The sequence below is a fragment of the Streptomyces sennicomposti genome, assembly GCF_019890635.1.
Classification (GTDB): domain Bacteria; phylum Actinomycetota; class Actinomycetes; order Streptomycetales; family Streptomycetaceae; genus Streptomyces; species Streptomyces sennicomposti.
Genome location: NZ_JAIOAB010000047.1, coordinates 1 through 20,772, shown reverse-complemented (window position 1 = coordinate 20,772; position 20,772 = coordinate 1). Strand labels below are relative to the sequence as shown.

General features: G+C 74.7%; 16 protein-coding genes and 1 pseudogene. 12 read left to right on the top strand and 5 right to left on the bottom strand.

The annotated features are described in order from the left end of the window. Positions 1-80: 80 nt before the first annotated feature. On the top strand, positions 81-2,531 hold the full coding sequence (locus K7787_RS23085; RefSeq protein ID WP_372456679.1) for a hypothetical protein: 2,451 nt from the start codon (positions 81-83) through the stop codon (positions 2,529-2,531). Here K7787_RS23085 and K7787_RS23080 read toward each other — a convergent pair. The 4 genes from K7787_RS23080 to K7787_RS23065 all read right to left on the bottom strand — a co-directional run bounded on the left by K7787_RS23080 (position 2,501) and on the right by K7787_RS23065 (position 6,614). After that, entirely contained in the window at positions 2,501-4,945 is a 2,445-nt protein-coding gene (locus K7787_RS23080) for a right-handed parallel beta-helix repeat-containing protein (RefSeq protein WP_223002769.1), read from the bottom strand. The genes K7787_RS23085 and K7787_RS23080 overlap by 31 nt on opposite strands. Positions 4,946-5,095: 150 nt before the next feature. Then, positions 5,096-5,701 (bottom strand): Rv1733c family protein, encoded by a 606-nt coding sequence (locus tag K7787_RS23075; RefSeq protein ID WP_019985686.1) that lies wholly within the window; start codon positions 5,699-5,701, stop codon positions 5,096-5,098. A gap of 111 nt (positions 5,702-5,812) precedes the next feature. Further along, complete coding sequence (locus K7787_RS32470; RefSeq protein ID WP_223002768.1) at positions 5,813-6,163, bottom strand: MOSC N-terminal beta barrel domain-containing protein; 351 nt, start codon at positions 6,161-6,163, stop codon at positions 5,813-5,815. A gap of 19 nt (positions 6,164-6,182) precedes the next feature. Then, a complete protein-coding gene (locus K7787_RS23065) occupies positions 6,183-6,614 on the bottom strand; it encodes a DUF6643 family protein (protein WP_164390050.1) in 432 nt (143 codons plus the stop codon). 308 nt (positions 6,615-6,922) lie between these two features. Here K7787_RS23065 and K7787_RS23060 point away from each other — a divergent pair, with 308 nt between their 5' ends. Further along, positions 6,923-8,278, top strand: coding sequence for a TerD family protein (locus tag K7787_RS23060; RefSeq protein ID WP_223002788.1), 1,356 nt, complete (start codon positions 6,923-6,925; stop codon positions 8,276-8,278). Positions 8,279-8,321: 43 nt separating this feature from the next. On the opposite strand, the gene K7787_RS23055 is transcribed toward K7787_RS23060, so the two are convergent. Then, entirely contained in the window at positions 8,322-9,521 is a 1,200-nt protein-coding gene (locus K7787_RS23055; protein ID WP_223002767.1) for a glycosyltransferase, read from the bottom strand. Positions 9,522-9,560: 39 nt separating this feature from the next. Between K7787_RS23055 and K7787_RS23050 the strand changes: the two genes are divergently transcribed. The 10 genes and pseudogenes from K7787_RS23050 to K7787_RS23005 form a co-directional block, all read left to right on the top strand. After that, on the top strand, positions 9,561-10,346 hold the full coding sequence (locus K7787_RS23050) for a glutamate racemase (RefSeq protein WP_019985690.1): 786 nt from the start codon (positions 9,561-9,563) through the stop codon (positions 10,344-10,346). Between the two features lie 56 nt (positions 10,347-10,402). Beyond that, positions 10,403-10,945 (top strand): hypothetical protein, encoded by a 543-nt coding sequence (locus tag K7787_RS23045; protein WP_009187289.1) that lies wholly within the window; start codon positions 10,403-10,405, stop codon positions 10,943-10,945. A 71-nt stretch (positions 10,946-11,016) separates the two neighbouring features. Continuing rightward, entirely contained in the window at positions 11,017-12,627 is a 1,611-nt protein-coding gene (gene lnt, locus K7787_RS23040; protein ID WP_223002766.1) for an apolipoprotein N-acyltransferase, read from the top strand. Positions 12,628-12,804: 177 nt separating this feature from the next. Beyond that, entirely contained in the window at positions 12,805-13,284 is a 480-nt protein-coding gene (locus K7787_RS23035) for an NUDIX hydrolase (protein ID WP_019985693.1), read from the top strand. A 205-nt stretch (positions 13,285-13,489) separates the two neighbouring features. Next, a complete protein-coding gene (locus tag K7787_RS23030) occupies positions 13,490-14,140 on the top strand; it encodes a TMEM175 family protein (RefSeq protein ID WP_009187286.1) in 651 nt (216 codons plus the stop codon). A gap of 210 nt (positions 14,141-14,350) precedes the next feature. Further along, a pseudogene (locus K7787_RS23025) lies at positions 14,351-15,556 on the top strand (RNA-guided endonuclease InsQ/TnpB family protein); the annotation flags it as partial. Positions 15,557-15,771: 215 nt separating this feature from the next. After that, positions 15,772-16,113 (top strand): GNAT family N-acetyltransferase, encoded by a 342-nt coding sequence (locus K7787_RS23020; protein WP_223002765.1) that lies wholly within the window; start codon positions 15,772-15,774, stop codon positions 16,111-16,113. 337 nt (positions 16,114-16,450) lie between these two features. After that, the gene (locus K7787_RS23015; protein ID WP_223002764.1) at positions 16,451-17,773 is read left to right on the top strand and encodes a cation:proton antiporter; all 1,323 of its coding nucleotides are present in this window, start codon (positions 16,451-16,453) and stop codon (positions 17,771-17,773) included. A gap of 324 nt (positions 17,774-18,097) precedes the next feature. Next, the gene (locus K7787_RS23010) at positions 18,098-19,234 is read left to right on the top strand and encodes an ATP-binding protein (protein WP_223002763.1); all 1,137 of its coding nucleotides are present in this window, start codon (positions 18,098-18,100) and stop codon (positions 19,232-19,234) included. Continuing rightward, positions 19,231-20,772: hypothetical protein (locus K7787_RS23005; RefSeq protein WP_223002762.1), on the top strand; the 1,542-nt coding region annotated here is incomplete at its 3' end. The genes K7787_RS23010 and K7787_RS23005, both read left to right, overlap by 4 nt.

The window sequence follows — 20,772 nt, the reverse complement described above, 5'->3', positions numbered from 1 at the left end:
CAGGTGTGGCGCACGTCACCACCGAGCATCCTGTTCCCGCGAGGAGACGCGCGACGGCACGGCCACGGGGGGTGCGGGCGGTGAAACGCACAGAGCGGAGCCTCCGGGCGGACCGTCCGGCCGGGGACCACCCGGTGGACCGCGCGGCCACCCGCCCGCGGACACCGCCGCCCGGGCCGCGACCCGCCCTGGAACTCCTGGTCCACGGAGTCGGCGGCACCACACCCCAGGAGATGCTGGACGACCCGCACACGGTCCGGGTCTCCGGGGACGACACCGCCGCCCTCTACCGGCGCGCCGCCGACGCCGACGCCGAGTCACGGCCCGAGGGCCACCGCGACGGCCCGGTGCCCGAGGCCTACGTCTGGTGCAACCTCACCTCCGGCGACGGCAGCCGCGCCCTGTGGCTGTTGCTGCTGCCGTTCATGGTCGTCAACCTCGCCCACTGGATGCGCCCCACCACCCGCGGCCGCCCCCGCACCGTCCGCCTGTACGGACTGCTGGTCAGGCTCACCGGCCTGACCCTCACGGTGCTGTTCGCCGCCGCCGCCTGCGAGGTCGCGCTCGACCTCGCCGCCTGGCAGTGCGCGGGCACGCGCGCGTGCGCCGCGCGCCACTCCTGGCTCGGCTTCCTGGCCCCCGGCGCCGGCTGGTGGAGCACGCCCGGCCGCCGCCTCGCCCTCGCCGCCGCGATCCCCACCGCCCTCACCGGCCTCCTGTGGTACCTCTCCCACCGTACCTGGAGCGCCTACGAGTCCCAGCAGCCCCCGCACCACGGCTCCGCGCCCGAGGCGGAAGGGGAGAGCGCCGACGGCGCGCTGAGCCGGCCCGGCTTCTGGTACGGACGCCGCCTGGTGGCCCGGCTGCGCGCCGCGCACACCGCCGTCGGCCTGCTGACCGTGGCCGCGGCGCTCGCCGTCCCCGCCGCGCACTTCGACCGCCGCCCCGGCGGCCCCGCGCTCCTCGACCTGCTCGGCTGGCTGCTCCAGGCCGCACTGGCCGCCACCGCGGCTCTCGCCGTTAGCACGGTCTGCCGCCGGGGCCGCAGCGAGCACCGCCTCGACCGGCGGCTCGACCGCCACCTCGTGCGCGGCCTGCCGCTCGGGGCCCTGCTCCTGCTGCTGTGCGCCGCCCTCTACGCCGGCTGGGCGCGCCCCGCCTGGCACGCCACGGGCCGCCTCGCCGCGGACGCCGCCTTCGGCTCCCTCACCCTGGTCCAGGGCCTCCTGGTGATCGTCCTGAGCCTCGCCTCGCTCGCCCTGTACCGCACGCTCCCCGACCCCCGCGCCGCCCTGCGCGGCCTCGGCGGACCGGCGGTCGCCCTGCTGGCCTGCGCCCTCGGCGGCGTGATGACCGGCGGGGTCGCGCAACGGGTCGCCGACTGGCTGGACGGCGACGGCACGTCCATACCCGGCCCGCCCGTCCTGCTGACCTGGCAGGCCTCCGTCATCCCGCCGCTGCTCGTCGTCCTGCTCGTGCTCGCCGCCCGGCTCGCCCTGCGCGCCCGCCGGCTGGCCCGCGCCGGCGAAGCGGCCGTGGCGCGCGACTACCCGGACGATCCGCCGGACCCCGCGCGCACCCACCGCATCGCCCGCGTCCGCGCGCTGGCCGGCCTCACCGACGAAGCGCCCCGCGTCGTCGGCGTCACCTGCGCCGTCACCCTGCTGCTGAGCGCCGTCGCCCTCGTCGGCGGCCTCGGCTTCCACACCACCCCCGCGCAGGCCGCCGCCGGGACGCCCCGCTTCGTGGCGGGCGCGGCCGACACCGCGCAGGCGCTGGGCTCCTGGCTGGTCGGCCTCGGCTTCATACTGTTCGTCACCTGGGGCCGGCGCGCCTACAAGGACGCCTCGGCCCGGCGCACCATCGGCATCCTGTGGGACGTCGGCACCTTCTGGCCGCGCGCCGCCCACCCCTTCGCCCCGCCCTGCTACGCCGAACGCGCGGTGCCCGACCTGACCTGGCGGATGGCGACCTGGACCGGCGCGACCGGCGGCCGGCTCGTCCTGTCCGGCCACTCCCAGGGCAGCGTGCTGGCCGCCGCCGCGGTCTGGCAGCTGCCGGCCGCGGTACGGCGCCGGGTCGCCCTGCTGACCTACGGCTGCCCGCTGGAGCGGCTCTACGGCCGCTGGTTCCCGGCCCATTTCGGGCCCGCGGCCCTCACCGCGCTGCACCGCGACGCGGACTGCTGGCGCAACCTGTACCGGCTCACCGACCCCATCGGCGGCCCGGTCCGCGTCCCCGGCGGCCACGCCCCGGACACCGGCCCGGCCCCCGGAGCGGACCCCTGCGACGACGTGGACCGCGCCCCGCTGAAGGACCCCCTCGCCTACGGCCGCACCCCCGCGCACCCGCTGCCCGCCCCGATCCTCGGCCACTCCAACTACCGGGCCGACCCCGCCTTCGCCGAGGAACGCGCACGGCTCCTGGCCCGGCTGCGCCCCGACCTGCCCGCGCCCCGCCCCGCCACCGGCGAGGAGGCCGACGCCGACGGCTCGGGCGCTCAGGGCAGCGCGGGCAGGTCCTCCGGGTAGAGCAGCGTCAGATCGTCGGTGCTGGGATCGGCGAACTGCGCCACCCGGCCCGCGTGCCGCTCCACCATCGCCTCGAACGTCTGGCGCGCGGTACGGCCGTTGCCGAACGCCGCGCCCTTCGGCAGCGCCGCGAAGTACTTCAGCAGCGCCTCCTCGGCCCCCGGCGCGAGCCGGTACTCGTGCTCCTCGGCCTGCTGCTCGACGATCCGCAGCAGCTCTTCCGGGCCGTAGTCGCTGAAGGTGATGGTGCGCGAGAAACGGGACGCCACACCCGGGTTGACCGACAGGAAGCGCTCCATCTCGGCGGTGTAGCCGGCCACGATCACCACGACCGCGTCGCGGTGGTCCTCCATCAGCTTCACCAGCGTGTCGATGGCCTCCTTGCCGAAGTCGCGCCCGGCGTCCTCGGGCGAGAGGGCGTACGCCTCGTCGATGAACAGCACGCCGCCGCGGGCCCGTTCGAACGCCTCCTGGGTGCGGATCGCGGTGGAGCCGATGTGCTCGCCGACCAGATCGACCCGGGACACCTCCACGAGATGGCCCTTCTCCAGCACCCCGAGGGAGGCCAGGATCTCGCCGTACAGCCGGGCGACGGTCGTCTTGCCGGTGCCCGGGGAACCGGTGAAGACCAGATGCCGCTTGACCGAGGCGGCCTTCAGCCCCGCCTGCTGCCGGCGCCGGCCCACCTCGATCATGTCGGTGAGGGCACGCACCTCCCGCTTAACGCTCTCCAGGCCCACCAGCGCGTCCAGTTCGCCCAGCACGTCCTTCGCGCTGCGCTCGGGCCGCTCCGGCTCGGGCGCCGGCGCGGAGCGCACCGGCTCCGGCTCGGTGGCGCGCCGGCCGGGCAGCGTGCCCAGCAGCCCGGGCGACGCACTCGCCGTCTGCCCGACGGTCTCGGCGGTCGCCGACGGCGGGCGTACGCCGCCGCTCTCGTCGCTGGTGCAGTCCTCGACCACGGGGCCCGAACCGGCCGCCTCCGCGCCGCCGTCGGCGAACTCGAAGCCGCCGCGCGCACACCGCTCGGTACGGCACTTGCGCAGCGTCGTACGGCAGCCGTCGATCACATGGAAGCCGTAGCCGCCGCTGCCCGTGACCCGGCAGCCGAGGAAACTGCCGCGGCCCCCGGCGGAGACGTAGAACCCGGCCTCGGCGGGGGAGACGATCGTGCAGCGCTCGATGGCCGGGTCGGCGCCCTTGGTGACGATCACGCCGGTCTGCGCGCCGTCCACGGTGCAGTTGTTGAGCGTGCCGCCGCTGCCGTGGTCGCGGAACCAGGCGCCGGTGGCGGCGTCCTTGATCCGGCAGTCGTCGAGCTGCGCGGTCGCGCCGTCGCTCACCGACACCGCCGTGTTGCGCACCTGGGACAGATCGCTGTCGACGACGTCCGCGCGCGATCCGCGGTCCAGGACGAACAGCGCGTCCGGCACGTCGTGCACCCGGCAGGAGTCGAGGACCGCGGTCGCCCCGTCGCTGACCCACACCGCCGGGTAGTCGCCCGTGCTGTCGGAGATCTCGCACTGGTTGGCGTCCACGCGGGTGCCCGGGTCCCACACCGACAGGCCGTTGCGCCCGAACCGCTGCACGGTGGTACGGGTCAGCGTCAGCACCGAACGCGACCTGAGATCCACCGCGTTCTCCGGGATGTCGTGCAGACGGCAGTCGGCGAGGGTGAGGACCGCGTCCGTGTCGAGGGTGACGCCGTCCGCGGCGGTGCGGTGCACATCGCAGTCGGTCAGGTGCGCGGTGCCGCGCCCGGTGATCTGCAGACCGCTGCCCCGCACCTCGTAGACCTCGCACCCCACCGCCTCCAGCGCGGAGTTGTCGCCGGTCACGGTGATGCCCGCGCCCGAGGCGTGGTGCACCCGGCAGCGTTCCAGGCGGGGCCGGGCGCCGCCGCGGACGGCCACGCCCGACTGACCGGCCGCGACGATCTCGCACTCCTCGAACAGCCCGCCGCCGCCGTCGAGCACGGCGATGCCGATGCCGGCCGGGTTGTCCACCGTGCAGCGCCGCACGGTGGGCCGGGCGCCGGAGCGCACCTCGATGCCGGACGCGGACCGGGTCACGATCCGCACGTCCCTCAGCTCCGGCGTGCCCTCCTCCACCAGCAGGGCGGGCGCGGCGGCGTCCTGGCCCTCCACGTGCAGGTCCTGCACCACCGCTGAGGCGCGCACGGTCAGCGGCACCCCGTCGGCGGGCGCGATCCGCACCGAGCCGGGGGAGCCCTCGGGGCCGCGCAGGGTCACCGCCCGCTGGACGACGAGGTTCTCGCGGTAGGTGCCGGGGGCGACGGTGAGGACGTCGCCGTCCGCCGCGGCCTCCAGGGCGGCGGCGAGCGATGCGTACTCACCCGTGCGGCGCCGCCACCGCGATGTGCCGGTGTGCGTCACCTGGACCGTGCCCTGTGCCATGGCGTTGCTGTGCCCCCACCTCGTGCTGATGGATCGTTCGCCGGCGCGGCGCGCCGCCGCGGTTCGCTCGTGCGCCTGTCGTGCCCGATGCGCCGGCCGGTCCACCGTAGCGTGAGCGCGGACGGTCGGTTGACCGGAGCCGGAAGGCGGTCAGCTGTCGGCGCCGGCGCGCCCCCAGTCCGGTCCCGCGCGGTCCCAGGCCTGGTCCCAGCGCGCGTACCGGCGGCGGACCAGCCGCCAGAGGATCAGCCTGCGCACGCACTCCACCAGTGCGGCGGCCACCATGGCCGTGCCGAGTCCGGCCAGCACGGCGTGGGCGGTGGCCGTGCCGGAGTCCAGCGGCCGGGGCACCGTTCGGCCGTGCGCGTCGGTCCACAGCGCGAAGCGGTCGCCGGGGCGCGGCTTCTTCAGGTCGGTCGCCACCCGGCCGTGCCGGCGGGTGCCGTCCGGGGCGGTCCAGTCGGCGACGACCCGGCTGCGCACCGCCCGCCCCGCGGAGATCTCCGGGTCCGGCCGCGGCACCTCGTCGGTCGCCCTGGCCACGACGGTGGCCTGCACCAGGTGCCGGCTCTGCCGCTGGTCGCGCACCGACTGCTGCAGGGCGTCCTGGGCGGCCGAGCCCACGAGGGAGCCGGCCACCGGGGCGGCGACCAGGACGAGCAGCAGGGACACCAACGCCACCCAGCACTCGACCAGATCGGTCGTGCGGCGCAGCGGGTTGTGCCGCCAGCGCCACAGTCCGCCGATGACTCGCACCCTCCACCACCCCCTTCCCGCTCCGTCATAACCCGCGGCGCGGCCGGACGGCCGTGGGTCGGGCCGAAGAGAGAGCCACATCACCTCCGGCCGGGGACCCTCACAAACCTCTCACGCCACCCCAACGACCGGGCGGCGGTCCGGAGTTCCCGCGTCACGCCCCCCGTCCTCGGGGTCCCGTCCTCGGGACGGGCGGCGACCTGCGCGGTGACCGCCCGGTGACGTGTGCGCTGACGCACGAAGGCCGCCCCCGAGCGGTTGCTCGGCGGCGGCCTTCGCGAGGCGCGGCTGTCGGCGCCGGGTGACGACCTTTCCCCCGTGGTCGATCAGCACCCGGCGCCGGTCCCCTGCCGGACCTCTCAGTTCCCTGACGGCCCATCGGCGTCCCACGGCTCGGGACGCCGCGACCGGGCGGATGTGCGGCGGCTCCGCCCCCCATGACCTCGTCCTGCCGCGCGGCACGGACAGCCGGGGGAGCGGATCAGTAGCCGCGGTACTGCTGCTGGTTGTACGGGTCCTGGTACGGCGCCGCGGCGGGTCGGGGAGCCGCGGGACGCATGGCCTCGTACCCGGTGCCGTTCGCCATCGGGCGCTGCGGCATCGGCTGCTGCGGGCCGGGGTAGCCGCGCGGGGCCGAGGCCTGCTGCGGGATGTAGGCCGCGGGCGCCTGCTGCAGCGGGGCGGGCTGCGGCGCCTGCTGGTAGCCGTAGTAGGGCTGGGACGGGGCCGCCGGGAGGGCGGGCAGTGCCGAGGGGAGCGCGGGGAGGTGGCTTCCCGTGTCGTACGGCGCGGGGACCCGGATCGGGGCGATCTGCGGGGTGCCACGCTCGGCGACGAGCGAGTCGTAGATCGGGGTGTCCGGGAAGGAGGCGGAATAGTAGCCGCCACCATAAGTGGAGCGGGGGGAGGTCATGGCACATAAGTTAAGCCCACGATGTGCTGGTTGGGGAGACCGATAAGAGGGTTGTTTTCCGTGCCCGCGGTGACGCGGGATCCCCAATGCGAGCGAATTCGACGAAAAGGGGCAGCATGACGCCCCTGAGTCGTGTAAATAGGCGGTTTCTCAAGGGTTACCGGGGGTCGGACGGGCGTGTTCCACTGCTCCCCGTGCCGCCCCGGACCGCCCGGGGAGCAGACTGGGCGCGCGACGAGCAGACGGCTCGCGCGGGGCCGTACCGCCGGGACGCGTTCCGGCCACAGCTGATGGGGGCGAACATGGCAATGCCGAAGGGGTCCAACACGCAGGTGCCGGCCACGGCCCTCAGGGTCGAGGTGGGCCGGCGCTCCGGCCCGGGCGTCCCCGACGTGGACGCCTCCGCGCTGCTGCTGGCGGCGGGCGGCAAGGTGCGCTCCGACGCCGACTTCGTCTTCTACAACCAGCCCGCGCACGCCTCCGGTTCGGTCCGGCACGAGGGCAAGCGGGAGAGCGGCGGCCGGGCCACCGACACCCTCGTCGTCGACCTCGCGCGCGTGGAGGCGGACGTGGACCGGGTGGTGCTCGCCGCCTCGGCGGACGGCGGCGCCTTCGGGCAGGTGCCGGACCTGTACATCGAGGTGCGCGACGCCGCCCGGGACACGGTGGCCGCCCGCTTCGACAGCGCCGGCGCGAGCGTGGAGACCGCCTTCGTCCTGGGCGAGTTCTACCGCCGCCAGGGCGCCTGGAAGTTCCGGGCCGTCGGCCAGGGCTACAGCAGCGGCCTGGAGGGCCTGGCCACCGACTACGGCATCACCGTCGACGAACCGCAGCACACGCCGCCGCCCACCGCCCCGCCGCAGCCCACCGCCTGGCCGGCGCCCGCCGCGCAGACACCGCCCCCGGCCGCCCCGGGACCCCTCGCGCCCCCGCCGACCGGAGCGCCCGTACCCCTGCCGCCGCCGGTCGCGCCCCCGGTGGCACCACCGCCGCCCGCCATGCCGCCGCCCCCGGCCGCGGCCCCGGTCCGCCTCACCAAGGTGACGCTCACCAAGGCCGCCCCGTCGGTGTCCCTCGCCAAACAGGGCGGCACCTCCGGCACCATGCGCGTGAATCTCAACTGGCAGGTGCGCAAACAGTTCTCCGGCTGGGCCGGCAAGCGCGGGCGGGCCTTCGCCACGCACTCCGACCTCGACCTCGACCTGTGCGCCCTGTACGAACTGTCGGACGGCCGCAAGGGCGTCGTCCAGGCCCTCGGCAACGCCTTCGGCGCCCTGCACCGGCCGCCGTACATCCACCTCGACGGCGACGACCGCACCGGAGCCGTGGCCACCGGCGAGAACCTCACCGTCAACCTCGACCACCGCGACGACTTCCGGCGCATCCTCGTCTTCGTCACCATCTACGAGGGCGCCCGCTCCTTCGCCGACCTGCACGCCACCGTCACCCTCCAGCCGCAGCACGGCGCACCCGTCGACTTCTCCCTCGACGAGTGCACCGTGCCCTCGACGGTGTGCGCGCTCGCCCTCATCACCCACACCGGGAGCGACCTCGTCGTCCAGCGCGAGGCCCGCTACCTGGTGCCCCAGCGCGGCGTCAGCCCGCAGCGCACCGTCGACCACGCCTACGGCTGGGGCATGAACTGGACCCCGGGCCGCAAGTGATCACCCGGGCGCGGACCCGCGAACGAGGGCCCGCGCCCGGGCGTCAGCCCTCCTCGGGCAGCGCCTCCGGGCGCGCGTAGGTGCGGCCCTTCCAGGCCGCGCCCCGGCCCCGGTAGTGCTGCACCGCCGAGTCCACCGTCATCAGCAGGTACAGGAACGCGGTGAACGGCAGCAGCGGGGCGAGCCACAGCGGCTGCCGGTAGTAGCGCAGCATCGGCACGTACGTCGCCGTCATCACCAGCCAGGCCGCGCCCCCGGCGAGCGCCGCCGCCGCCCCGCCCGCCGCGAGCCCCGCCACCAGCGCCACCGGCGGCGCCAGATACACCAGCGCCAGCCCGGCGACCGTGCCGGCCAGCAGCAGCGGATTGTGCCGCAACTGCGCGTACGCGCTGCGCGAGACCATCCGCCACAGGTCGTGCAGCCGCGGGTACGGGCGCACGCTGTCCACCCGGTCGGCGAGCCCCAGCCAGATGTGCCCGCCGCCGCCCTTGACGGCCCGGGCGAGCGCCACGTCGTCGATCACCGCGTGCCGGATCGCGTCCGGGATCCGGGCCCGCTCGGCGGTCTCCGCGCGCAGCAGCACACAGCCGCCCGCGGCCGCCGCCGTGCGTCCGCCCCTGCGGCCGATCCACCGGAACGGGTAGAGCTGCGCGAAGAAGTAGACGAAGGCCGGCACGACGAGCCGCTCCCACAGCGACTCGACCCGCAGCCGGGCCATCTGCGACACCACGTCGAAGCCGCCGGTCCGCGCCGCCGCGACCAGCCGGCGCAGACTGTCGGGGGCGTGCGCGATGTCGGCGTCGGTCAGGAGCAGGTACTCGGGCTCCCGCGCGCGTGCCAGCGCGACGCCGTGCCGCACCGCCCACAGCTTGCCGGTCCAGCCGACGGGCGGCTCGCCCGGCGAGGCCACCGTCAGCGGCAGCCCGCCGCCGCGCCGCGCGAGGTCCCGGGCCAGCTCCCCGGTGCCGTCCGTGCTGCCGTCGTCGATCAGGAACACCTCCGCCCGCCCCGGATAGTCCTGGGCGAGCAGCGACGGCAGGCTCTCGCCGAGCACGGCCGCCTCGTCGCGCGCGGGCACCACCACGCACACCGCCGGCCAGCCGCCCCGCGGCGGGTCCTCGCCGGGCGGCAGCCTGACGTCCGTACGCCAGAAGAAGCCCTGGCCGAGCAGCAGCCACAGCCAGGCGGCGAGTGATCCCACGGCGGTCCACACGATCACGGTCACCCCCGCAGTCTGCCCCACCCGGGCGGCCCGTTCGAGGCCATCGTCTATCGTTACGGCGTGAAGATCGCGCTCATGGACTCCGGGATCGGGCTGCTGGCGGCCACCGCCGCGGTACGGCGCCTGCGACCCGACGCAGATCTCGTGCTCTCCCTCGACCCGGCCGGCATGCCCTGGGGACCGCGCACCCCCGAGGACCTCACCGCGCGCGCCGTCGCCGTCGCCGAGGCCGCCGCCGCGCACCGCCCCGACGCCCTGATCGTCGGCTGCAACACCGCGACCGTGCACGCGCTGACCGCCCTGCGCGACCTCCTCGAACCGGACCTCCCGGTCGTCGGCACCGTGCCCGCGATCAAGCCGGCCGCGGCCGGCGGCGGACCCGTCGCCATCTGGGCGACCCCCGCCACCACCGGCAGCCCCTACCAGCGGAACCTGATCCGCGACTTCGCCGACGGCGTGCCGGTCACCGAGGTGCCCTGCTGGGGACTGGCCGAGGCCGTCGAGCACGCCGACCAGGCGGCGATCGACGAGGCGGTCACCGCCGCCGCCGCGCTGACCCCCGAGGACGTGACCACCGTCGTCCTCGGCTGCACCCACTACGAACTGGTCGCCGAGCGCATCCGCGGCGCCGTCCAGCGGCCCGGCCGCCCGCCGCTCGTCCTGCACGGCTCGGCGGGCGCGGTCGCGGCGCAGGCCCTGCGCCGGATCGGCGCCCGGCCCGAGCCGGCAACCGCCGCCGAGGGCGCCGTGACGGTCCTGCTCAACGGGCGGGAGGGCGCGCTGCCCGCCCCGGCGCTCGCCTACGCCGAGGGCCGCCTCCTCCAGGCCGCCACCCCCGCCCGCTGACACTCCCCGTGTGCGACGCGCTACCCGCGCGGCGAAACCTTAGTAACCTCATTGACATGAGGGACCACTCCCACAGTGACGGCGGCCCGCACCCGGAGGTCTGGACGGGCCGTGCCACCAACCGGTTCCAGTGGCTGCTGGCGCTCGTCGGCGCCGCCTGTCTCGCGCTCGGCATCGAGCTGGCCGTCGACTCCGCCTGGAGCTCCGGCGTGGCGCCGCTGGCGATGTCCGTCGTGGGCTGCATCGCGGCCGGACTGCTGGTCCTGTTCGGCACCCTCGCCTTCGTGCACGTCGCGGTGAAGGTCGACCGCGAGTGCCTGGAGGTGCGCTGCGGCCACATCGGACTGCCGCGCCGCCGGATCCCGCTGGCCCATGTCGCCGGCGCCGAGTTCGCGCCCCACGTCACCCCGCGGCACTGGGGCGGCTGGGGCTACCGCTGGCGACCCGAGAAGGGCACCGCCGTCGTCGTACGGCGCGGCGAGGGCATCGTGCTGCGGCTGTGGGACGGCCACACGTTCACGATCACCATCGACAACGCCGAGTCGGCGGTCCGCGTGATCAGGGCCCGGCTCCGCCCGCCGTCCCCCGACCCCGCCTGACCACCGCCGTGAGGCGGGGCGCCCGGCGACCGTACGGCCGGGCCCCAGGTCACCGCCGTACACTCCCTGGGGTGACCGTCACCGCAACTTCCGTCGACGAGTCGGACGGGCTGCGTCCGCAGCCCGCTCCGGCGCTCCGGAGCGCCAGGCTCGTCCGGCTCGCACCGGCCGCGGCCGCGACGCTGGCCGGCCTCCTCCTGTACGTCAGCTTCCCGCCCCGCACCCTGTCCTGGCTGGCCCTGCCCGCCTTCGCCGCCCTCGGCTGGGTGCTGCGCGGCCGCAGCCGGAAGGCCGCGCTCGGTCTCGGCTACCTCTTCGGCCTCGGCTTCCTGCTGCCGCTGCTGGTGTGGACGGGCGTGGAGGTCGGCCCCGGGCCCTGGCTGGCGCTGGTCCTCATCGAGGCGGTCTTCGTCGCCCTGGTGGGCGTGGGCATCGCGGCGGTCTCCCAGCTCCCCGCAGCGCCGGTGTGGGCGGCGGCCGTCTGGATCGCCGGCGAGGCGGTACGCGCGCGCGTGCCCTTCCACGGCTTCCCCTGGGGCAAGGTCGCCTTCGGACAGGCGGACGGGATGTTCCTGCCGCTCGCCGCGGTGGGCGGCACACCCGTGCTCGGCTTCGCGGTCGTCCTGTGCGGCTTCGGCCTCGGCGAGGCGGTCCGGCTGGCGGTCCACGGGCGGCGCACCCGCACCCTGCGGCGGTCGGCCGCCGCCGCGGCGCTGCTCAGCGTGGCCGTGCCCGTGGTGGGCGCGGTCGCGGCCCGCTCCCTGGTCAGCGACAAGGCCGAGAACGGCACCGCCACCGTCGCCCTCGTCCAGGGCAACGTGCCGCGCGCGGGCCTGGAATTCAACGCCCAGCGCCGGGCGGTCCTCGACTACCACGCGCGTGAGACGGCACGGCTGGCCGCCGACGTGAGGGCGGGCAAGACGGCCCGGCCCGACTTCGTGCTGTGGCCGGAGAACTCCTCCGACATCGACCCCCTCGAATACCCGGACGCCCGCCTCGTCGTCGACCAGGCGGCCAAGGCGATCGGGGCGCCGATCTCGATCGGCAGCGTCGTGGAGCGGGACGGCCGGCTGTTCAACGAGCAGATCCTGTGGGACCCGGACAAGGGCCCCCTCCAGACGTACGACAAGCGGCAGATCCAGCCCTTCGGCGAGTACCTGCCGCTGCGCTGGCTGATCGGGGCGATCAACGAGGACTGGACCGCGATGGTCCGCCAGGACTTCAGCCGGGGCCGCGAGCCGGGCGTGTTCACCGTCGGCGGCGCCAAGGTCGGCCTGGCCACCTGCTACGAGGCCGCCTTCGACTGGGCCGTGCGCGACACCGTCACCCACGGCGCGCAGATGATCTCCGTGCCGAGCAACAACGCCACCTTCGACCGCAGCGAGATGACCTACCAGCAGCTCGCCATGAGCCGGATCCGCGCGGTCGAGCACAGCCGGGCCGTGACCGTCCCGGTGACCAGCGGCATCAGCGCGGTCATCATGCCGGACGGGCGCGTCACGCAGAAGACGGGCATGTTCGTGCCCGCCTACCTGGTCCAGAAGGTGCCGCTGCGGTCCTCCGAGACGCCCGCCACCGAGCTGGGCGTCCTGCCCGAGGCGGTGGTGGTGCTGCTCGCCGCGGGCGGGGTCGGCTGGGCGATCGCGGCCGGGCTGCGCGCCCGCCGCGCCGAGCGGGCCTGACCCCACGCGCCGGGCGTACGCGGGCGTGCCAGGGCGTACGCGACCGCCGCCGCGCGGCGGTCGCGCCCGGGGGCCGTGCCCAGGGGGCGCGTACGCGGGCCGTCCGCACGGCGTGCACGCCGGTGGACGCCGCCTGGCCGGCCGGGGCCGGGCCGGGGGACCGTTAGGGTCGGGCGCATGGCCACTCCCGACTTCATCCGCACCCTCCGGGCCTCCGCCGGCAGCCAGCTGCTGTGGCTGCCCGGGGTCACCGCCGTCGTCTTCGACGACGAGGGCAGAGTGCTGCTCGGCCGCCGCTCCGACACCGGCAAGTGGTCGGTCGTCGGCGGCATCCCCGACCCCGGCGAGCAGCCGGCCGCCTGCGCCGTGCGGGAGGTGTACGAGGAGACGGCGGTGCGCTGCGTCGCCGAGCGGGTGGTCCTCGTCCAGGCGCTGAAGCCGATCACCTACGGCAACGGCGACATCTGCCAGTTCATGGACGTCACCTTCCGCTGCCGCGCCGTGGGCGGGCAGGCGCGGGTCAACGACGACGAGTCGCTGGAGGTGGGCTGGTTCGCGGTGGACGCGCTGCCCGCCCTGAACGAGTTCGCCCTGACCCGGATCAAGCAGGCCATGACCGACGAGCCGGCCTGGTTCGACCCCGCGCTGCCCGGCTGAGACCTGCCCGGCTGCCCGGCTGAGACCTGCCCGGCCGGGACCTGCCCGGCTGAGACCTGGCGGCGGCCGGGCGGCGCCCGGCGGGCGTGTGCTCCGTCCGCGCCCTTTTCGCCGCCCCGCGGCGCACACCGCCCCGCCGACGGCTGTGCCGGGAGGGACGGGCGCGGATACTCGTGGCCCGAGCCGCGAACTCCCAGGAGCCAGCTTGTCCCGCACCCGGCCCCGCACGTTCTCCCGGTCCGAGACCACCCGCGCCGAGGCCTTCAGCGACGGCGTGTTCGCCATCGCCGTCACGCTGCTGGTCCTCAACCTCACCGACCCGCCGCACCGGCCGGGCGGGCTCGGCCACGCCCTGCTCGCCCAGTGGCCCGCCTACCTCGGCTATCTGGCCTCCTTCGGCTATGTCGCGGTGATCTGGCTCAACCACCACCAGGCCTTCGTCCGCATCCGGATCATGGACCGCGGCCTGCACGCCGCCAACCTGTTCATCCTGCTCACCACCGCCGCGCTCTCCTTCCCCACCGCGGTGGTCGCGGACGCGTTGCAGGCCGACCTCATGGACGCCGACGCCCGGGTCGCCGTCGCCCTGTACGCCGGCCTCGCCGCGGCGATGTGCCTGAGCTGGGTGGTCTTCTACCGGCAGCTCGCCCGCCGGCCCGAGCTGCTGCACCCGGACGCGGAGCGGACGTACGTACGGCACGGACGGCTGCGCTCCTGGGCGGGGGCGCTCGCCTACGCCGTCGCCGGGCTGCTCGGGGTGCTCGTCGCGCCGCTGCTGGCGATCGGCGTCTTCGTCGTCCTGCCCGTCTTCTACTTCGTCACCAGCGAGGGGCTGCCCGAGGGCCGGGACGGCTGAGCCGGCGCCGAACCGGGGAGCGGCGGCCGGGCCGCACCGGGTGCCTGCTCATCGAGCCTCCTTCGTGGATACCCCGGCCTTCAGGCCGGGGAGGAAACGAAGCTCCCGCGTAGCGGGGCCGGGAAGGGCGAGTCGCCGTGAGGGCGATGCGGCGTCTGCGGCCACCGGGCGACACCAGCCGCTCACACGGAATGCGGTAGAAAGTGAGGTATGGCGCGGCAGGTCAAGCGGGCGTTCAAGTACCGCTGTTATCCCACGGGCGAGCAGGCAGCAGAGCTGTCGCGCACGTTCGGCTGCGTCCGCCTCGTGTACAACAAGGCACTGGAGGAGCGCACCCGGGCCTGGTACGGCGAGCAGCGCCGCATCTCCTACGTGCAGTCCTCCGCCGCTCTGACCGAGTGGAAGAAGACTGAGGAACTGGCCTTCCTGACGGAGGTGTCCTCTGTCCCGCTCCAGCAGGCGCTGCGCCATCTGCAGACGGCGTTCGCCGGCTTCTTCTCCAAGCGGGCGAAGTATCCGCGCTTCAAGTCGAGGAAGAAGTCCCGGGCGTCGGCCGAGTACACCCGCAGCGCGTTCAAGTGGCGTGACGGGAAGCTGACGCTGGCGAAGATGACGGAGCCGCTGGACATCCGTTGGTCGCGTCCCCTGCCCGAAGGGGCGGAGCCGACGACGGTGACCGTGTCCTGTGATGCGGCGGGCCGCTGGTTCGTGTCCCTGCTGTGTGAGGACACCGTCACGCCCGCGCCGGCCACCACGGCGGCGGTCGGCATCGACGCCGGGATCACCTCCCTGGTGGCCCTGTCCACGGGCGAGAAGATCACCAATCCGAAGTACGAGGGGCGCGACCGCGCTCGGCTGGCCCGTGCGCAGCGTGAACTGGCGCGGAAGACGAAGGGCTCGGTGAACCGGGAGAAGGCCCGGCGCCGCGTCGCCAGGATCCACGCGCGGATCGCCGACCGGCGCCGCGACTTCCTGCACAAGCTGTCCACCCGACTCGTCCGTGAGAACCAAACGGTCGTGATCGAGGACCTCACCGTCCGCAACCTGCTGAGAAACGGCCGTCTCGCGCGCGCCATCTCGGATGCGGCCTGGAGGCAGCTGCGCTCCATGCTGGAGTACAAGTGCGCCTGGTACGGCCGCGAACTCGTCGTGATCGACCGCTTCTTCCCCAGCTCGAAGCTGTGCGGGACCTGCGGCACGGTCGCGATGAACATGCCGCTGCACGTCCGCGAGTGGACGTGCGACTGCGGCGCCGTGCATGACCGCGACGTGAACGCGGCACGCAACATCCTGGCCGCCGGGCTGGCGGCGTCTGCCTGTGGAGACGGTGTGAGACCTCAACGGGAGTCCTCCCGGACGGGGCGGCCGTCGGCGAAGCAGGAATCCCAGCGGGCGACCGCTGGAATCCCGCGCCTTCAGGCAGGGGATGAAGTCAAGTGGTGGAACTTCCTCGGGCGCAGTCACGACGACATCGTCCGCGCCCGGCAGGAGTGGGAGGAGGCCTCCGACCGGTTCGGCGTCGTCGAGGGCTGTCCCGCCGAGCGGCTGCCCGCCCCCGACCTGCCCCACGCCGTCATCCGGCCGCGCCGCAACCCGCAGCGCTGAACCCGCCACCCCCGAAAGGAAATCCGATGACCGAGCCCGCCACCGAACCCACCGTCGAGCGCAGGGACGACCGGCACCGCTACGAGATCCTCGTCGAGGGCGAGCGCGCCGGCCTGACCGCCTTCCGCGACCGCGGCGGGCAGCGCGTCTTCTACCACACCGAGATCGACGACGCCTACGCCGGCCGCGGCCTGGCCGCACAGCTGGTCGGACAGGCCCTCGCCGACGTGCGCGCCCAGGGCAAGCGGATCGTCCCGGTGTGCCCGTACGTCGCCAAGTACCTCACCAAACACGGCGAGTTCGCCGACATCACCGACCCGGTGACCCCCGACGTCCTCAGCTGGCTGCGGGACGGGAAACCGGCCTGACCGCAAGGGTGTTCGGCCCTCGTCCCCGGCCGCCGGGTCGGCTCCCGGCGGCCGGGGGCGCGCGGGCCGTCGCCCGCCGTCGTCCGGAAAGGGCCCCGGGAAGTCCGAGCGCCCTGTGCGGGCCGTGACCGCCCCGATACCCTGGACCCAGGTGTGCCTTGTCGGGCAAGGCCACTCCGGGGGGTGAGTCTGTGGTGCGCGTTGACTCGTATGTGGCGGGCGGGGCCCATGGGTACGGCATGATGGGCCCCTCGCGCCGCCGCGCCGACGGTCCCCACGGCGACCGTCCCCCGGCCGCGCGACCGGACCTGGCACGAGGCCGAACGGAGCGCGGGCCTTGGGAGTGAACCTGCTGCGCGGACACACACGCCGGCTCGCCGTGCCGTACCTCGTCCTCGCCGTCTGCGCCGCCGTCGGCGCCGGACTCGTCGCGGGGGCGCTCCGGCCGTCCCGCTCCTTCCTCGGCACCCCCGGCTACGGCTTCGCCGCCACGCTGCTGCTGGGCATCGGCCTGTACGGCAGCACGCACGACATCGAACTGGCCGAGGTCAAAAAGTCCTTACGGGTCGTGCTGGTCGCCGTGACCTTCGGCGTGATCCTCAAGGCCGCGCTCATCGCGGCGGTCATGGTCCTCGCCTTCCGCAGGCCCGAGTACCTGGTCCTCGGGATCGCCGTGGCGCAGATCGACCCGCTGTCCGTCGCCGCCATGCAGGACGATCCGCGGGTCACCCCGCGCGCCAAGGCCATCCTGTCCATCTGGGCGTCCTTCGACGACCCGATGACGGTCCTGCTCACCGTGTACTTCTCCGCGCTCGCCCTGCGCCTGGGCGACTCCGGTCCGGCCACCGGCTCGGTGGTGTCCGACTCCGCGGACGTCCTCGGCAGCCTGCTGTCCAACATCGCGCTGTTCGCGCTCACGCTGGCCGTGTGGTGGCTGATCCGGCTGGCATACCTGTTCTGGCCTCGCACCGGGCGCGCGGGCGAGGACGCGGACCGGACGGCCCCGCCGCCCGTCGCCGCGGGCGAGCCCCGGCCCGCGACCGGCCGCCCGCTGTTCCTGGACGTCGCGGCGCTGGTCGTCGTCGTGGTGCTCCTGGCGGTGGCCGCGCACACCACCCTCGTCCTGGCGGTGGCGCTGGCCGGCCTCGCCGTACGCCTGGGCCGGTTCGCCGGCGTCCTGGAGGGCGCGGTCGCCCTCGCCTTCCTGCTGGCCTCGGCCGCCCTGGGCTTCCTGCTCTCCGGTGGCGTCTCCCTCTACCAGGGCCTGGTGCTCGGCGCCGCCGCGTTCGCCGCGCAGTTCCTGGTCACCCTGCTCATCGGACGCCTGCTGGTGCGGCCCCGGCTCAGCCGCGCCGACCGCGCCCACCTCGGTCTCGGCCAGCAGAACGGCATCACCGCCATCCTGCTGGCGCTCTCCCTGGAACCGTCGTTCCCGGGGACGGTCGGCGTCGTCGGACCGGCCGTCCTCACGGTCAACCTCCTGCACTACGGCTTCCGCTGGGCCCGCGCCGACACCCGGCGGTGGACGGCCGTCCGCTCCTGGACGACCGCCCGGCGCACCCCCGACCGCCCCGCGGACCCCGCCGTCCCGCAGCCCCCGCACCGCGCCCTGCGGCCCCGGCGGCGTGCCAAGGACCGCAGCCGGATCCGGGCGGGATGAGTACCCGGTCACGGGAGCGGGGATCGCCATGGGGAGGGGGATCCCCGGGCGGACCGCGGACCGGATCCGGCGGGCGCCGCCGACAGCTGACGCACCGACGCTCGTATTCCGCACGGAGGTTCGACCGGCAGGGGAGACTCGTGACACAGCCACCCAGCACCGCGGGCGGCGTACGCCCGCGCGAGCAGGAGACGCACGCGGGCCACGCGCCGCCCCGGCCCGGAGCCCCGGCCGGCCGGCGCGCGCACCGCACGGCGCACCGAGGACACCATCGGGCGGCCCACGCCCCGGCACGGCCCGAAGCACGCACACGGGGGAACGCGCATGCCCAACGCCAACTGCAGCCTCTTCGGCACGCCGCCCGAAGACGGCCACGCCCCCTGGCCCACCTACGAGCCGCTGGCGCCCTGGCACATCACCGGGCACGAGGACCTCTGGGTCGACATCGACCACCTGCCCAACGCCCTGCTCACCTTCCGCACCGAGGTGGGGGCCATGGCCCGCGGCATACGACCGGGTGAGGACGGCCACGGCCACCTGGTCGTGGTCAGCGGCCTGCCCGGCACCGGCAAGAGCAGCCTGCTGCACCGCTGCGTCCACGAACTCGTCCAGCTGCTCGACGGCTTCGCACAGCCGGCCGGCGACGACCCGGAGCCGCCGGCGGACGCCGCCGGGCCCGTCCGGCAGGAGCGCCCGTGGAGCCGGCGCCGGCCCGCGCGGACGGCGCACGTCGTGCGGATCGACGGCAACGCCAACGAGGGCCGGGGCCTCGGCTCGCCGCCGGGCGCCAAGCCCTTCGTGCCGCAGTACGACATGACGGTCCACCGCATCGCCCGCCTCATCGTGGAGAAGCTGTGCGCGGACGAGGAGTTCGCCGCCGCCTGGCACCGCGAGGACCGGCCCGAGCAGCCGGACCCGTACCTCGCCTGGCGCCGGCTCACGACCACGCTGGAGGCGTGCGGCCGCGCCCTCGTGGTGATCGTGCCGCACATCGACTGGCAGGACGCCGACATCGCCCGGCGGTTCCTGCGCTTCTGCTACGACCGGTCCACACGCGGGGTGGTGTTCTTCGTGGAGACGAAGCGTACGGACGCCGGACGCGACATCGACACCTTCTTCACCGAGAAGGAGCGCAAGGGCATCACCCATCTGCAGACCTCCGCCCTGAGACCGCAGGACTGGGGCAAGTACCTGCGGCACTGGATGGAGGTCCGCGACATACCCGCCCCGAAGATCGTCATCCATGACGACGTGCTCGACTACCAGCCCGAGACCTGGGCGCTCCTCAGCATCTCCAGGCTCCAGGACTGCCTGCGCCGGGTCTCCCAGGAGGCGGTGCTGAACGACGAGGGCCAGTTGCGCAAGAGCCATGTCGCCGACTGGTTCGAGGCGCACCGGCCGAAACCGGAGGCCTTCCTGCGCGAGCCGGGCGCCACCCGCCATGGACAGGAGACGCGATGACCTCGCCACCGATCCGCCCCCACGAGGGCCTGCCCGGCAAGAACCCCTTCCGCGAGAGCACCGTCGCGCAGCTGGAGGCCTTCGACGACAGCATCCCCATCGGGACCGGACCGGCCGGCGCCGGCGTCCACATCCCGGGGCGCACCAGCGCCTGGCTCACCGAGCACATCGAGGCCTACCTGCGGCACCAGGGGGAGCCGGAGACCCGTGGGCGCGCCATCGCGCTGGTCGGCGAGTTCGGCCTCGGCAAGAGCCATCTGGCGCGCGAGGCCACCCGGCTGCTGAGGAAGCACGTGCCGCCGCTGCCCCTGTGGGTGATCAGCCAGCCCTCCATCGACATGCGGACCGTCTACCAGGAGCGCCTGACCAGCCCCCGCGACGACTTCGACGCCTTCGTGGACTTCAAACAGGCCATCACCGACTTCTACGCCGACGTCACCGCCGAGATCCTGAGCGAGGACGACACCGACCGGTTCGGCGCCGACCGCCCCGCCTTCCTGGACGGGCTGCGGGCGCGCCGCCTCGACCCGCAGAAGATCGTCCAGGCCTTCAACCTGGACGAGGAGCGCATCCAGCACCGGCTGCGCCGCCACTTACGGGGCGTCACCGCGCACCGCACCTTCGCCGTCGCCCTCGCCCAGCTGTTCAACAGGCCCTTCGAGAACGACGTGTGGAACTGGCTGTCCGGCGGCGAACCCGTCGCCTACCTCCAGGAACGCGGCATCCGCGAGCCGATCAGCAGCATCCAGCAGGTCTTCGACGCGCTCGCCGTCTTCAGCCTCGTCTACGGCAAGAGCGGCCGGCCCTACGCGCTGGTCCTGGACGAGCTGGACAAGACCACGGAGTGGCCCGAGCAGGACCGGGCCGTGTTCATCAACGCGTTCGAGATGCTGGTGGAACGCTATGTGAACCAGGGCGGCCTGCTGCTGTTCTGCGCCCGGCCCGAGCTGTGGGGCCGGCTGCCGCTGTCGCTGCACGAGCGGGTGCTGCCGCTGTGGCTGGACAGCTGGGGCGCCGCCGAGACCGACCGGCTGATCGCCGAGCACGTCCACCGCGCGGACCCGCCGCCGGCCGGCGCGGACAGCGCGCCGTTCGCCGAACCCGCGCTCCGGGAGATCGTCCTCCAGTCCGACGGGGTGCCCCGGCAGATCCTCCAGATCTGCGAGGGCGCCTGGGACCAGGCCGTGGGGCGCGAGACGGGCGCGGGGGACGGCGACCCGGCGCCGCAGTCCGTGCCGCGCCCGCCCCGGGAGATCGGCCTGACCGATGTGCACGCCGCGCTGCGCGCCGCGCACGGCAAGCGCGACATGGCCGAGGTCGCCCACCGGCTGCAGCACGTGCTCGCCCCCCGGCAGTGGTGGCACCACATGCCGCCGGTCTCCGTCCGCAATCTCACCGTGCCCCGGGAGGGCGGCGAACCGCGCTGGGTGCAGGTGACCCGCAAGGCGTGGATCGCGCTGCTGCCGGTGCCCTCCGTGCTGACCCAGGCCGATGTGCACGCCGTCCAGCACTTCGTGGACCGGGTCCGCTCCGTCCTG

Bases quoted from the DNA above. Each gene is read 5' to 3' on its own strand.
- K7787_RS23065 (WP_164390050.1), bottom strand. From the start codon at position 6,614: ATGACCTCCCCCCGCTCCACTTATGGTGGCGGCTACTATTCCGCCTCC.
- K7787_RS23035 (WP_019985693.1), top strand. From the start codon at position 12,805: ATGGCCACTCCCGACTTCATCCGCACCCTCCGGGCCTCCGCCGGCAGC.
- K7787_RS23010 (WP_223002763.1), top strand. From the start codon at position 18,098: ATGCCCAACGCCAACTGCAGCCTCTTCGGCACGCCGCCCGAAGACGGC.
- K7787_RS23080 (WP_223002769.1), bottom strand. From the start codon at position 4,945: ATGGCACAGGGCACGGTCCAGGTGACGCACACCGGCACATCGCGGTGG.
- K7787_RS23020 (WP_223002765.1), top strand. From the start codon at position 15,772: ATGACCGAGCCCGCCACCGAACCCACCGTCGAGCGCAGGGACGACCGG.
- K7787_RS23045 (WP_009187289.1), top strand. From the start codon at position 10,403: ATGAGGGACCACTCCCACAGTGACGGCGGCCCGCACCCGGAGGTCTGG.
- K7787_RS23060 (WP_223002788.1), top strand. From the start codon at position 6,923: ATGCCGAAGGGGTCCAACACGCAGGTGCCGGCCACGGCCCTCAGGGTC.